Annotated in this window: 11 protein-coding genes and 1 riboswitch; of the genes, 5 read left to right on the forward strand and 6 right to left on the reverse strand. The window is 63.6% G+C overall.

Going from position 1 to position 14,371, the window contains the following annotated elements:
* Positions 1 to 5: 5 nt before the first annotated feature.
* The 4 genes from prpC (at position 6) to C7G61_RS11165 (ending at position 5,162) form a co-directional block, all read left to right on the forward strand.
* Complete coding sequence (prpC, locus tag C7G61_RS11150; RefSeq protein ID WP_108514156.1) at positions 6 to 1,178, forward strand: bifunctional 2-methylcitrate synthase/citrate synthase; 1,173 nt, start codon at positions 6 to 8, stop codon at positions 1,176 to 1,178.
* A 10-nt stretch (positions 1,179 to 1,188) separates the two neighbouring features.
* Entirely contained in the window at positions 1,189 to 2,109 is a 921-nt protein-coding gene (gene prpB, locus C7G61_RS11155) for a methylisocitrate lyase (RefSeq protein ID WP_108514157.1), read from the forward strand.
* Positions 2,110 to 2,204: 95 nt separating this feature from the next.
* A riboswitch (cobalamin riboswitch) is annotated at positions 2,205 to 2,418 on the forward strand.
* A 108-nt stretch (positions 2,419 to 2,526) separates the two neighbouring features.
* The gene (metE, locus tag C7G61_RS11160) at positions 2,527 to 4,911 is read left to right on the forward strand and encodes a 5-methyltetrahydropteroyltriglutamate--homocysteine S-methyltransferase (RefSeq protein WP_108514158.1); all 2,385 of its coding nucleotides are present in this window, start codon (positions 2,527 to 2,529) and stop codon (positions 4,909 to 4,911) included.
* A 53-nt stretch (positions 4,912 to 4,964) separates the two neighbouring features.
* Positions 4,965 to 5,162 (forward strand): hypothetical protein, encoded by a 198-nt coding sequence (locus C7G61_RS11165; RefSeq protein WP_108514159.1) that lies wholly within the window; start codon positions 4,965 to 4,967, stop codon positions 5,160 to 5,162.
* Positions 5,163 to 5,277: 115 nt separating this feature from the next.
* Here C7G61_RS11165 and ftsH read toward each other — a convergent pair whose 3' ends face one another.
* The 3 genes from ftsH to ybgF all read right to left on the reverse strand — a co-directional run bounded on the left by ftsH (position 5,278) and on the right by ybgF (position 9,699).
* A complete protein-coding gene (ftsH, locus tag C7G61_RS11170; protein ID WP_108514160.1) occupies positions 5,278 to 7,200 on the reverse strand; it encodes an ATP-dependent zinc metalloprotease FtsH in 1,923 nt (640 codons plus the stop codon).
* Positions 7,201 to 7,465: 265 nt separating this feature from the next.
* Complete coding sequence (gene tilS, locus C7G61_RS11175; protein WP_108514161.1) at positions 7,466 to 8,500, reverse strand: tRNA lysidine(34) synthetase TilS; 1,035 nt, start codon at positions 8,498 to 8,500, stop codon at positions 7,466 to 7,468.
* A gap of 50 nt (positions 8,501 to 8,550) precedes the next feature.
* Positions 8,551 to 9,699, reverse strand: coding sequence for a tol-pal system protein YbgF (gene ybgF / locus C7G61_RS11180; RefSeq protein WP_108514162.1), 1,149 nt, complete (start codon positions 9,697 to 9,699; stop codon positions 8,551 to 8,553).
* 282 nt (positions 9,700 to 9,981) lie between these two features.
* Here ybgF and C7G61_RS11185 point away from each other — a divergent pair, with 282 nt between their 5' ends.
* Positions 9,982 to 10,278 carry an alpha/beta fold hydrolase gene (locus C7G61_RS11185; protein WP_108514163.1) on the forward strand — a complete coding sequence of 99 codons (297 nt, stop codon included), beginning with the start codon at positions 9,982 to 9,984 and terminating at the stop codon, positions 10,276 to 10,278.
* A gap of 46 nt (positions 10,279 to 10,324) precedes the next feature.
* Here the strand turns inward: C7G61_RS11185 and pal are convergent, their stop codons facing one another.
* From pal to C7G61_RS11200, 3 genes are all read right to left on the reverse strand, one after another.
* Positions 10,325 to 10,816: a peptidoglycan-associated lipoprotein Pal gene (gene pal, locus C7G61_RS11190; RefSeq protein ID WP_108514164.1), complete on the reverse strand. Its 492-nt coding sequence runs from the start codon at positions 10,814 to 10,816 to the stop codon at positions 10,325 to 10,327.
* Positions 10,817 to 11,156: 340 nt separating this feature from the next.
* Positions 11,157 to 11,897: an N-acyl amino acid synthase FeeM domain-containing protein gene (locus C7G61_RS11195; protein WP_108514165.1), complete on the reverse strand. Its 741-nt coding sequence runs from the start codon at positions 11,895 to 11,897 to the stop codon at positions 11,157 to 11,159.
* A 139-nt stretch (positions 11,898 to 12,036) separates the two neighbouring features.
* On the reverse strand, positions 12,037 to 14,367 hold the full coding sequence (locus C7G61_RS11200) for a putative bifunctional diguanylate cyclase/phosphodiesterase (protein ID WP_108514166.1): 2,331 nt from the start codon (positions 14,365 to 14,367) through the stop codon (positions 12,037 to 12,039).
* Positions 14,368 to 14,371: the final 4 nt, after the last annotated feature.

A 14,371-nucleotide genomic window follows, 5' to 3' on the forward strand; every position in this document is an offset into this window, starting at 1 on the left:
TTGAGATGACGGACATCAAGCCTTCGCCCAAGAAATCGGTCGCGCTATCAGGCGTGATCGCCGGCGACACCGCGCTGTGCACGGTCGGCCGCACCGGAAACGACCTGCATTATCGCGGCTACGATATTCTCGATGTCGCCGAAAGCTGCGAATTCGAGGAGATCGCATATCTTCTCGTTCACGGCAGCCTGCCTACGCTGTCGGAGCTTCGAAACTACAAGGCCAAACTGAAGGCGTTGCGCGGGTTACCTTCAGCGGTGTTGCAGACGCTGGAGTTGCTGCCCGCCGCGGCACATCCGATGGACGTCCTGAGAAGCGGCGTCTCCGCGCTCGGCTGTATCCTGCCGGAAGCCCATGATCACAACCAGCCCGGCGCGCGCGACATCGCCGACCGCCTGATGGCCTCGCTTGGATCGATGCTGCTCTACTGGCACCACTACGCCCACCACGGCCGCCGGATTGACGTCGAAACCGACGACGATTCGATCGGCTCGCACTTCCTGCATCTGCTCCACGGCAGGAAGCCGCCGCCATCGCACGAGCGCGCGATGCATACCTCGCTGATCCTCTACGCAGAGCACGAGTACAACGCCTCGACGTTCACCGCGCGCTCGATCGCAGGCACCGGCTCGGACCTCTATTCCGCGATCACAGGCGCGATCGGCGCACTGCGCGGGCCGAAGCATGGCGGCGCCAACGAGATCGCGTTCGAAGTGCAGAAGCGCTACGGCGATACGGACGAAGCGGAGGCCGATATCCGCCGGCGCGTCGCGGCCAAGGAGGTCGTGATCGGCTTCGGTCACCCGGTCTACACCATCGCCGATCCACGCAACAAGGTGATCAAGGAGGTTGCGCGCCGCCTGAGCATCGAGGGCGAAAGCACCCGCATGTTCGAAATCGCCGACCGGATCGAGGCCGTCATGGCCGATGCCAAGAAGATGTTCGCCAATCTCGACTGGTTCAGCGCGGTCTCCTACCACGCGATGGGCGTGCCGACCGCGATGTTCACGCCGCTGTTCGTGATTTCGCGAACATCGGGGTGGGCGGCGCATGTGATGGAACAGCGCATCAACAACAAGATCATCCGGCCGGCCGCCAACTATATCGGCCCGGAGAATCTGAAATTCGTGCCGCTGCATGAGCGTGGCAAGGCCGCGATCACCCCGCGCGCCGCGTAAGGAGGCAAGCATGGTATATCTCCTGGGTGCTGATCTGGCCGACAAGCCGGCCGGGGCTCGCTTCCGCGAGCTCCTGGACAAACCGGGCATTCTCCAGATGCCGGGCACGCATAACGGAATGGCCGCGCTGCAGGCCCGCGACGCCGGCTTTTCCGCGCTCTATCTGTCGGGTGCGGCGATGACGGCTTCGATGGGCCTGCCGGATCTCGGCATCATCACGATCGAGGAAGTCGCCTTCTTCATCCGCCAGGTGGCGCGCGCCAGCGGCCTGCCGGTGCTGGTCGATGGCGACACCGGCTATGGCGAAGCGCTCAACGTCATGAACATGGTGCGCACCTTCGAGGATGCAGGTGCTGCGGCCGTCCACATCGAGGACCAGTTGCTGCCGAAAAAATGCGGCCATCTCAACGACAAGAAGCTGGCGGATGCGCGCGACATGGCCGCCAAGGTCGCTGCCGCCGCCAAGGCGCGGCGTCATCTCTATCTGATCGCGAGAACGGATGCGGCGGCGAGCGAAGGCATGGACGGCGCGGTGGCGCGCGCCAAACTCTATCTGGAAGCGGGCGCGGACGCGATCTTCCCGGAAGCGATGATCTCGCGTGAGATGTTCGAGGAGTTCGCCAGGCGCGTTCCCGGCGTTCCACTGCTGGCGAACATGACCGAGTTCGGCAAGACGCCGTTCTTCACCGCATCCGAATTCGAGGCGATGGGTTATCGCATGGTGATCTGGCCGGTGTCGTCGCTCCGCGTCGCCAACAAGGCCCAGCAGAATCTGTTCGCCGCCCTCAAACGCGACGGCAGCACCCGTGAGATGCTCGACCAGATGCAGACGCGCACTGAGCTTTACGCAACGATCGGGCTGCACGATTACGAGGCGCTCGACGCCTCCATCGTCAAAACCATCGTCCCCGCAGGCATGCCGCAGAAGTGAACTGTTCCGCTATCCTGCCGGTCGAAATGGAATTCGTTGAAAAGGCGATACGGAGGGCACCACCCGATCTCGTATTGACTGAGATCGCCGTTGACCTTAACTGAACCCGTCGTGGTTCTTCGGGCTGGTTCGGCCCGAAGCTAAGAGGGAAGCCGGTGCGGCTGAAAAGCCAAAGCCGGAGCTGCCCCCGCAACTGTAAGCGGCGAGCCGCTGTCCAACAAAGCCACTGAGACCCCAATTGGTTTCGGGAAGGCCGGACAGCAGCACTGACCCGCGAGCCAGGAGACCTGCCTCGACAACATACACGTCCTCGGGCGGGGTGTCCCGGTGGTGCGGTTGCGATTCCGCGCGCGCTGCCGTACGCGGAATCCAGACGTGTCACTTCGGCCTTTGCCCCCAACTTTTGGGGTTAAGCCAATGTCTTCTGCATCGTCATCTTCTACATCGTCTACTTCCACAGTCTCCACTTCCTCGCTTCCCGTTGCCTCCCTCGGCACGCCACGCATCGGCCCGCGCCGCGAGCTCAAATTCGCGCTGGAACGTTTCTGGTCCGGCGCCTCGGACGAAAAAGCCCTGATCGAAGCCGGCGCCGGGCTTCGCGCCGCTAACTGGGCGCGACAGAAAAAGCTCGGCGTCAGCGTGATCCCGTCGAACGATTTTTCGTTCTACGACCAGATGCTCGACACGTCAGTGATGGTCGGCGCGATCCCTGAAATCTATCGCTGGAACGGCGGCCCGGTCCCGCTCGCGACCTATTTTGCGATGGCTCGCGGCGCGCAAGGCAAAGCGAACGAGGCGAGCTGCGGCCATACGCATCACGGGCACGATGCAGCCCACGGCATGCCCGCTCAGGAAATGACAAAATGGTTCGATACCAACTACCACTACATGGTGCCTGAACTAGCGAAGGATCAGCAATTCACCCTCGCCTCGCGCAAGCCGATCGAGGAATACGAGGAAGCCAAGGCGCTGGGCTATCAGACCCGCCCCGTGCTGGTCGGGCCGGTTACGTTTCTCAAGCTGGCGAAAAGCAAGGATGCCGGTTTCAATCCGCTGTCGCTGCTCGACCGGTTGCTGCCGGTTTACATCGACGTGTTGCGCGAACTGGCCTGCCGGGGCGCCGAATGGGTGCAGATCGACGAGCCATGTCTGGTACTCGACCTCGACATCATCGCGCAGCAGGCGCTGCATTACGCCTATAGTGAGATCGCCAACGCGGTGCCGCAACTCAAGATCATGCTGGCGACCTATTTCGGCGGGCTGGGCGGCAACCGCGATACCGCGCTGGCGTTGCCCGTCGCCGGCCTGCATCTCGATCTCGTGCGCGCGCCGGATCAAATCGACGGCCTCGCCGATTTTCCGGATAACCGCGTGCTGTCGCTCGGCATCATCGACGGCCGCAACATCTGGCGCGCAGACTTGAGCCGGATCCTCGATCGGCTCGAACCCGTGATCGCGAAACTCGGCAAGGACCGTGTGCAGATCGCCCCCTCCTGCTCGCTGCTGCATGTCCCGATCGATCTGGCGCTGGAAACGGGGCTCGATTCTGAAATCAAGAGCTGGCTGGCGTTCTCGGTGCAGAAGCTCGAGGAACTGACCACGCTCGGGACGGCACTCGCCGGTGGCCGCAGAGCGGTCGAAGCCAGCCTGAAAGCTTCGGACCAGGCCGCCGCCGCGCGCAAGGCCTCGCCGCGAATTCACGACGCGAAGGTCGCTGCGCGCATCGCGGGGATCGACGCCGCGATGCGTCGCCGCGCCAGCGTATTCACTGATCGGGTCGGCGTTCAACACGAGCGCTTCAACCTGCCGGCGTTCCCGACCACGACCATCGGCTCGTTCCCTCAGACGGCCGAAGTCAGGAAAGCCCGCGCCGCGCACGCCAGCGGTGCCCTGACGGATGAAGTCTACAAGGTCTATTTGCAGGACCAGACGGCCCGCGCGGTGCAGTGGCAGGAAACCATCGGCCTCGACGTGCTCGTGCATGGCGAGTTCGAGCGCAACGACATGGTGCAGTACTTTGGCGAGCAGCTCGCGGGCTTCGCCTTCACCACCCACGGCTGGGTGCAGTCCTACGGATCGCGCTACGTCCGTCCGCCGGTGCTGTTCGGCGACGTCTCGCGCCCGAAGCCGATGACAGTCGAGTGGTGGCAGTACGCCCAGTCGCTGACGAAAAAACCGATGAAGGCGATGCTGACCGGTCCTGTCACCATCCTGAACTGGTCCTTCGTTCGCGACGATATGGCGCGCAGCGAGGCCTGCCGCCAGATCGCGCTCGCGATCCGCGACGAGGTGGCCGATCTCGAAGCTGCTGGCGCCGGCATGATCCAGATCGACGAGGCGGCGTTGCGCGAAGGCTTGCCGCTGCGCAAATCCGAATGGAAGGCCTATCTCGATTGGGCCGTCGACGCCTTCCGCCTCTGTTCCTCCGGCGTGCGCGACGAGACGCAGATCCACACCCATATGTGCTACTCGGAGTTCAACGACATCATCAACGCGATCGGCGCGATGGACGCCGACGTGATCTCGATCGAGACCTCGCGCTCGAAGATGGAATTGCTCGACGCGTTCAGGGACTACCGTTATCCGAACGAAATCGGCCCCGGCGTCTACGACATCCATTCGCCGCGCGTACCCGATGTCGGCGAGATGACCGCCCTGCTCAGGCTGGCGCGCAAGCGGCTCTCCGACGACCAGATCTGGATCAATCCCGACTGCGGATTGAAGACCCGCAAATGGGAAGAGGTGCGGCCCGCGCTCGTCAACATGGTGGCGGCGGCTCGCGAATTGCGGGCGTCCGCCTAGCGCAAGACGGACCCCTTCTCTAGTCTTGCCGCAGATGATCGAAGGAGACCGCCATGCGCTTCTGGATTGAATGCACGAGGTTCGAGACGGGGCAACCCATCCACATCAATATCGCGCTCGTCGGCAGCATGTCACGCGACGGCGAGCGCACTGTTCTTGCCTTTGTCGGCGGCGACGGGGAGACGATCGAAGTGGTAGAGACGCCGGAGCATATCCTGGCCGTGCATCTCGGCGCCCCCGCGAAGGCATAACTCACCTGGTGGCGGCAACCACGCCATTGCGAGCCACCGGGGCTCGCAATGACGACGGCGCAGACAAAAAAACGCGGCGTCACCGCCGCGTTTTCTATTCAGGTGCAATCCGCTCTTACGCCTGCGGCTGCGGCTCCAGACCCGGGTCCGGATCGGGACGCGGGCGCGGCTTGCCGGCGGGGGGCACGGCAGATGCCCGCGGCGTGCTCGGCTCCAGCACCGACTCGCGGTTCGGCTTCTTGCCGTTGAGCAGGTCGATGATCTCGTCGCCGGAAAGCGTCTCGAACTCGAGCAGGCCCTTTGCCAGGGTTTCGAGGTCTTGGCGCTTCTCGGTGAGGATACGCGTGGCTTCGTTGTAGCCCTCTTCGACAAAACGCCGGATCTCGGTGTCAATCTTCTGAACCGTGGCTTCCGATGCATTCTGGGTGCGGGATACCGACATGCCGAGGAACACCTCGTCCTGGTTTTCGCCGTAGGACACGGTGCCAAGGGCTTCGGACAGACCCCAGCGCGTTACCATCATGCGCGCCAGTCGCGTTGCCTGCTCGATATCTGAAGAGGCGCCGGACGTAACCTTCTCCTTGCCGAAGACCAATTCTTCCGCGACACGGCCGCCCATCATGATCGCCAGCCGTGACGTCATCTGCTCGAGCGACATCGACAGCTTGTCGCGCTCGGGCAGCTGCATCACCATGCCGAGTGCACGGCCGCGCGGAATGATGGTCGCCTTGTGGATCGGGTCGGTTGCGACGACGTTGAGGCCGACGATGGCGTGGCCGCCCTCGTGATAGGCCGTCAGCAGTTTCTCTTCCTCGGTCATGACGAGCGATTTGCGCTCGGCGCCCATCATCACCTTGTCCTTGGCTTCCTCGAACTCGGCCTGCGTCACCATCCGCTTGTTGCGGCGGGCGGCGGTCAGCGCCGCCTCGTTGACGAGGTTCATCAGGTCGGCGCCGGAGAAGCCCGGGGTGCCGCGCGCGATGGTCTTGAGGTTGATATCCGGCGCCAGCGGCACCTTGCGAACGTGAACCTTGAGGATCTGCTCGCGGCCGACGACATCCGGGTTCGGCACCACGACCTGACGGTCGAAGCGGCCGGGACGCAGCAGCGCGGGATCCAACACGTCGGGCCGGTTGGTGGCCGCGATCAGGATCACGCCTTCATTGGCCTCGAAGCCGTCCATCTCGACCAGCAACTGATTCAGCGTCTGCTCGCGCTCGTCATTGCCGCCGCCCAGACCTGCGCCGCGATGACGGCCGACCGCATCGATTTCGTCGATGAAGATGATGCAGGGCGCGTTCTTCTTGGCCTGCTCGAACATGTCACGGACACGGGAAGCGCCGACGCCGACAAACATTTCGACGAAGTCCGAACCCGATATCGTGAAGAACGGCACGTTGGCTTCGCCCGCGACCGCGCGCGCAATCAGCGTCTTGCCGGTGCCGGGAGGGCCGACCAAGAGCACGCCGCGCGGAATACGTCCGCCGAGGCGCTGGAATTTTCCGGGATCGCGCAGGAATTCGACGATCTCCTGCAGGTCCTGCTTGGCTTCGTCGACGCCAGCGACGTCCTCGAAGGTGACGCGGCCATGGGCCTCTGTCAGCATCTTGGCGCGCGACTTGCCAAAACCCATCGCCTTGCCGGCGCCGCCCTGCATCTGCCGCGACAGGAAGATCCACACGCCGATCAGCGCGATGAAGGGCAGCCAGGAGACGAGCAGCGACACGAACCACGGCACGTTGTCGCCGGGAGGCTTCGCAGTGATCGAGACCTTGCCGTCATACAGGCGCTTGACCAGCGTCGGATCGCTCGGCGCATAGGTCTGGAACGAGGAGCCGTTGGTAAAGGTGCCGTGGATTTCCGGCCCCTGGATCACGACGTCGCGAACGCGGTTCTGGTCGACCTCGCTCAACAGCTGCGAAAACGAGATGTCCTGCGAGGATGTACGCTGACCCGGATTCTGGAAAAGCGTGAACAATGCCAACAGCAGCAAAACAATGATGACCCAGAGGGCGAAGTTGCGCAGATTGGCGTTCATTGATCTTCCTTCGTGGTCGCGCGGATCGCGGCCCAATGTCCTTGGCAGTAACCCTAGAGTATTCCTTGGGTAGTGAGGCGAGAATCCCCGGTCCACTACACCAATCTAGGTGGCGCCCGGGTCAATGCCAAGGGAACCATACGGGACTATTTAACGCATCTTAACGCGATACCCGGTCAAAAAATGACGCAAAATCCGAGGTTTTTACGGGGTGGTTAAGGCTCTTCGTCCCGATATCACAGATATCTGGATATGGGGATGTTTCTTACGCGCGGCTACCCCTCCGCAGCGGCGCTGGATCGACATGAATTCGCCCCTTCGTCAGGCTGATCGCCGCCCCGGCCAGCGTCTGTTTCAGCCTTGTCTGCCTCGCGCCATTCGCAATGGCCCGATCCAGCACCGCCAGCAGCGCTTCCACCTTGCCGAGTTCCGCAGGCCCTTCGTGGCCGGCCCGGTCAATCGCGCGCTTGAGCAGCCGAAGCCGGATTTCCTCGGGCAGGCCGGCAAACGCCCCGGCATCGAATCCGAAGCGCGAGGCATCATCGCGATCTCTCAAGGCGAGATAGCGCTCAGCGCCGTCGGCCAGCACCTCGATCGCGGCATTCGCCCGCGCCAGCCTTGTTGCCAGCCGCGCCAAATTTCGGCTGTCGCCGCCCTCCTCGATCAAGGCCGGCATCAACGCGCGCAGCCGCGGCCGCGTGAAGCTCATGTCGCGATTGGTGGGATCGTCGGCAAAGGCGATCTTCGCCTTGCCCAGCGTCGCGACGAGTTGGGATTTCGGAACGTCCAGCAACGGCCGCGCCAGCCATAAGCCCTCGCGCTCGGTCTCGCGCGCCATTGCGGCGAGACCGGCGATGCCGCTGCCGCGCAACATCCGCATCAACAGCGTCTCGGCCTGGTCGTCGCGGGTATGCGCGGTCAGGATGTGCGTGGCGCCGCTCGCCCGCGCGGCTTTCGCCAGCAGGCGATAGCGCGCGGCGCGGGCCGCGGCCGGCAAGCCGGTCTTAGGTTTGGCCCCGGTCCAGCGCAGCGTGCGATGGGGCACATCGAGGGTATGTGCGAGACGCTTGACCTCGCGCGCCTCGCGCGCAGCTTCAGCCCGCAAGCCATGGTCGACGGTAACCGCGATCAGTCGCGGCCCGCGCGAAAGCGCACGGCGCCAGCGGGCGGCAAGCCACATCAGGGCAAGCGAATCAGGACCGCCGGATACCGCCAGCACGAGTGCCGGCGCGGCCTTCCAGTGTGCGAACAGATCTTTCGCTTGCTGTACCGAGATCGGCGCGTGGTCGTCGTCAGGCATGGCATCGCCAGTCTATTCGAGGCCGATGGCGGCCTCGACCGGCTTCCGCTTTAGCACTTAACCCGCTTCTGCTCACGGTCCACGGCGGCCTTCACGCCAGCAGATGCGCGCGGATATTTCCGCGTCACCTCGCCGAGCGCGGCGCAGGCGGCTTCCTTTTCCTTCAGCGCCGCCAGCGACTGACCGAGCCGCAGCAGGGCGTCGGGCGCCTTGCCCGACTTGTCGAACTTGGTGGTCACGCCGAGGAACGCTTCGGCGGCGTCGCGATATTGCTGGCGCTGGAAGTAGCTTTCGCCGAGCCAGTATTGCGAATCCGCGATCAGCGGATCGCTTGGATATTTCTGCGCAAAGTTCTTCATCGTCGCTTCGGCCAGCGCATAGTCCTTGCGCTGCATGTAACCGATGCCGAGATCGAATTCGTCCTTTGACGTGGCCGAGGGCGGCAGCGTGGTCAGCGCGGCGCTGGCGCCCGGCCCGGGGCCGCGCGGCGGCGGCGCGGCTGCAGCCGGCGGCGGCAAGGCGCCACCGGGATCACGCGGACCGCCGAGATTGAGCGGCTCGCCGGGCCCGCGTCCGCCGGGGACGCCGACCGCCGCTTCGCTCGACATTGGCATCTGGCCACCGCCGAGCGCGCGCGGCGCGCCGGGGGCGTTGGGATTCTGGCTGGGGTCGAAAGCATCGCCGCGACGGCGGCCACCGACCTGCGGAGCTGCCGGGTCCTGTGCGATCGGCGCGGGAGAGGCGACCTGCGGCTGCTGGTCGTAGCCGGGTTGGGTCTGCGGATAGCCCTGCTGCTGGCGAGCCCCCTGCTGCGGATAGCCTTGTTGCGGATAGCCCTGCTGCCCCTGCGGCGGACCGAGCTGAACCGGAGACGGCGCCGCGGCCACGTTGGGCTGCGCACCCGGGGGCTGGCCGCCTGGCGCCGGCGGCGCGGCGCCGAGCTGGCGCAGCCGATCCTCAAGCTGCCGGTTGCGGTATTGCAACTCCTCATTCTGGCCGGTCAGTTGCCGGAGCTGATTTTCCAGCCGCTGGATCCGCATTTCCAGGTCGGCGTCGTCAGACTGCGCCTGGACCTGCGGGGAGCCTTGCGGAGAGCGCTCCCACGGGAACGTGATCTGTGCGGACGCGGTCTGCACAGACAAAGCCAGCATCGCGGCAATCGCCGCGGCACCGGCAGCATTGAGGAATCTGGATGACATTTTGCCCTGACGACGAAATCGCGTGTCAAACGAAAGCAGAACACTATTGAGATAGGGAGTGCGCCAGAATTGTGACTGGCGTTTCCGATTCGGTTCGCGGAACTCCGGTATGGTTTAGTCTCCGCTTCAAGACAAGCCGCCCGGTCCGGCGGAGCGTTCACAAATCGATGGAGATCCGCTCATGCACGGCGGCCCCGGCTCCGACCATTCTATCTACCGGCCGGCCTATTCCGCCTTGGCCGACATTGCCCAGATCGTCTATCTCGACGCGCGATCCCGGACATGGCGTGCCGCGCCGTCAACCGGCCGGAGGTGTTGCAATGGTTTACCAGGCCCGGCGGCGAGAGCCACAGCTTCAACTTCTTCGCCGACCTGGATCGCATCCAATGTCCGACGCTGGTGCTCGGCGGCGAAGATGACCCCATTCACCCGATCGAGAGCCAGGCCGACATCGCAGCCGCGCTGCCGCCGCATCTGGTGCGGTTCGAACGGTTTGTCGACTGCCGGCACGCCTGCATACAAGACGCGCCCGAGCCCACACTGGCCGCGATCCGCCGCTTCATCATGAGCCCAAAATAAAACCGGCGCCCGAAGGCGCCGGCTGTTGAACTCTGCCAGGCTAACCTCAGGCGCCGGCGTTCAGTACCGTGACAGCGCGGCGGTTCTGCGACCAGCAGGAGATGTCGTTACAGACCGCCACCGGACGCTCCTTGCCGTAGGAGATGGTGCGCATGCGGTTCGGATCGATGCCGCGCGAGGAAAGATAGCTGCGCACCGACTGGGCGCGGCGTGCACCGAGCGCGATGTTGTATTCGCGGGTGCCGCGCTCGTCCGCATGGCCTTCGATGGTGAAGGAATAGCGGTTGTAGGTCTGCAGCCACTGCGCCTGCTTCTCCAGCGTGGCGATCGCCTGCGGGCTCAGTTCGGTCTGGTCGCTCTCGAAGAACACGCGGTCGCCAACATTGACCACGAAATCCTGCTGGCTCCCCGGGGTTGCCGCGCTCGCCATCGCGCCATCGGCGCCGACGTTGTTCTTGGCGCAGGCGCCCATCGACAGCGCCACCGCGACCACAGCCGCCAGCTTCCATCCCTGGAGGATGCGCATCTGATATTTCATTCCGGAGCCTCCACGCTCACGTTTTTCGACTGTTATCCGGTCTACAGGTCGATGGTTAAGCGAACGTTCCGTCAACCTTGATGGAACCTTGCCAGACCCGATCAAATGCCGACAAACCGTGAAAAGCGACCGCGATAGTTAATGGTTTGTAAATGTGGCGTGACGGTGAAGGCAAGTGCGCACCGGGCCGAAATCACTAGATTTAGGCGCTTTGTCATGAACATCGGGGCGAAATGCGCCGGCCCCGTTGGTGAGGAGCCTTGATGACGAGCCTTGATGACGAGCGGGTCCAGATGACGAGCGGGCCCGGGCGGCTGATTCTACCCGCCTCCCACCCGGTTCAGGAACTCGGGACGATCGAGGCAGGCTCGAAGGAGGTAACCACCGCATCGAATGACGAGGGCCGCCCGCCGCCGCGGTCGAAGAGTGTTCGCCGTTCGAAAGCGCTCGAACGCAGAAACGGATAGCGGGCCAGAACCCTGTCACGCACCGTCGGCAAATGCGCAGCCATCAGCCCGACAGGCTTGACGAGGCCCGGATACGATCGCGGCTCGCACCAGGTTTCATGCAGGAACACGCGCCGGTAGAACGCCTGATGCTCGGGACGTACGATCGCCAATCCATAGTCGGCATTGAAATAGACGCCGGCCATGGAGCCCAACCTGACAGTTACGTAGGGAAGCTCAGGAAAATTTCGCGCCTTTTCGGGGTCGGCAACGAAGCGCGTTGAATCGATAATGACCCTCCCCTTGTCAAGCTCGGGGTGGAGGACCTCGCCAAACAGCTCGACTGAAGGCGACATCCGCCATTCGGACGTCAGCACGCTCACGCGAATTGAGCTGTAGAGCTCACCGTGAAAATAGACGCCGAAGGTCCAGGCGTTGGGAGCGTCTTCATATTGATCGATCACGCGCCCGTCAGTCGAAGGCTGGATAGCCCCCTCGCGAAGGTAGGCCCGGTAGCGGAGCCTGTAGATCTCGTCCTTTTCTTCGGGAGTCTGCGCCAATCGATAGTCGACTTGATCCAGCGGATCGGGACTCCGTCCCAAGGCCATGGGGCGTGCTTCGGCCGGGGACCTCATACTGTACTCCTAACGCTTCCAAGCAACTTCTGCGAGCGGGGAAAGGATTAACAGCTTGTTAACAAGATTGCAAAGCTTTCAGGAAGTTAAGGTTACTCCGAGGGGGCAAATTCCCCCGTATTTTCACGGGGATGGGGGATCAGGCGATGGACCGTGAGGGGACCGGAACCAGCACGCTGTCCGGCGGACGGCGGCCGTGCGAGGCATTCAGCAACTGACGAACCCGCACCGCGGGCACCGGCGGGCTGAACAGATAGCCCTGGGCCTCGGTTACCGCACCATCGGCGCTGATCAACTCGAGCTGCTCGTTGGTCTCGATGCCCTCGACCACGACGGACATTCCGAGGTCGGCCGACAGCCGTGCCACGCCGCGCAGCAGCGTCAGCGGCCGGTCGCTGTCGATCCCTTCCAGGAAGGAGCGGTCGATCTTGACCTTCTGCAATGGGAAGTTGTGCAGGTAGCTCAGGCTCGAATAGCCGGTGCCGAAATCGTCGAGCGAGATCCGCACGCCGAGCGAATGCAATTGCGACAGCACGTCGTGCGTCAGTTGCGTGTTACGCAGCAGCGAGGATTCGGTGATCTCGATTTCGAGCCGGTTGGCCTGTAGGCCGGAGACCTCAAGCGCGTAGCGGACTTCGCTCAGCACGTCGCGCTGATGGAATTGCTGCGGCGAGAAGTTGACCGCGACGCTGACGCCCTCGGGCCACTTCATGCATTCCATACAGGCCTTGCGCAGAATCCAGCGGCCGAGATCGACGATCAGGCCCATGTCCTCGGCGACCGGAATGATATCGGTCGGCGAGACCGTGCCGCGAACCGGATGATTCCAGCGCAGCAGCGCCTCGCAGGTGGATATCCGGCCCGACTTGAGATTGACGAGCGGCTGGAAGAACAGCTCGAACTCCTCGTTGGCCAGCGCCTTGCGCAGGTCCAGTTCGAGGATGCGGCGGGATTCGACGACCTGCGCCATCTCTTCCCGGAAGAAGCAGAACGTGCCGCGGCCATCGGCCTTGGCGCGGTACAGCGCCATGTCGGCGTTCTTGAGCAGCGTGTCGGCGCTGACGCCGCGCGAGGTCATGGCGATGCCGACGCTGGCGCCGATCTCGACCAGATGATTGTCGATCTTGTAGCGCTCGCTCAGGCGATCTACGATGCGCCGGGCGAGACCTGCGGCGTCATCGGCCGAATGGATGTTCTGCTGGAACACCACGAACTCGTCGCCGCCGAAGCGCGCCACGAAGTCCTCGGGCCGCAGCATCTCGCGCAACCGTTCAGACACCGCGCACAGCAACTGGTCGCCGCAGGGATGGCCGAGCGTGTCGTTGACCTGCTTGAACTGGTCGAGGTCGACGAACAGCAGCGCCGACAATTGTTCGGCGCCCTGCTGGACAGCCAGAAGCCGCCCGATCTCATCCCGGAAATTGACCCGGTTCGGCAGCGCCGTCAGTTCGTCGTAACGCGCCAGATGACTGATCCGGGCTTCTGCATTGCGGCGTTCGGTAATATCTTCCAGCAGCACGACCGCGCCGCCGCCGGCCATCGGCTGGAAGGTCCACGACAGCGACCGATTTCTGGCGAAGTCGGGATCAGCGGTAACGACGCCCCTCGCCTGCGAATTCTCGATTTCATCGAGGATTATCTTGCCGCTCGCCGCCGAGATCGATCCGGCGCTGACACAGGCCGCGATGATGTCGGAAGCACTCGCGCCGCTTTGCACGAGACCGTCGGATAGCTCCATCATTTTGCTGAAACGATAGTTCATCACCGCAAGCCGGCCGTCGGCCCCAAACATACACAGACCATGCGGCATGTTGTTCAGCGCGGTATCGAACTGATCAGCCAGCGCCGCCTCGCGCTCGCGCGCGACGTGTGCTCGAACGAAGATCCGCTGCAAGTCGGTCGAAATCTGCTTCAGCGCCAAAAAAAACACCGCGCTGACGATCGCCATTCCGATGTAATAGGGGGTGCCGCGAAGCGCCAGCGCAATCGCCGTCGGTCCGCAGGCGAGTGCAATCTGCACGTGGAATATCCACGGCCTTCCATAGGTCCGGCCCGCACCTCCAGCCACGTACCCGGTGGTGACGGTCAGGCAAATCATGTGGGCCACAGCATCATCGCTGCCGAGCAGAGTCACCGTGCACCATAGCCCGAGCGCAACGGCATAGATCATCGCCCCGATCTGATAGCGCACCTCCCAACGCGCGGCTTCATCGGCGGTCAGAGCGGATCTGCGGCTGCTGTAGCGGTGCATGTCGAGGGCGCGGGCGGTGCCGGACAGCACGAGAAAAGCAACGCATGGCCAGAGCAGGTCTTGTCCGGTCTTCACGGCGGTCATGGCCGCGGCAAAGGCAACCATCACCGCGCCCGCGAACAGCGGCGCGGGATTTTGGAAAAGCGAATCGATCAGCGCCGAGTAAGTTGACGGCGAGACCTTCTGATCCGGCTCTTCGGTTTGACTTGCAAGCTGCATTTTA

The organism is Bradyrhizobium algeriense (assembly GCF_003062295.1).
Lineage (GTDB): Bacteria > Pseudomonadota > Alphaproteobacteria > Rhizobiales > Xanthobacteraceae > Bradyrhizobium > Bradyrhizobium algeriense.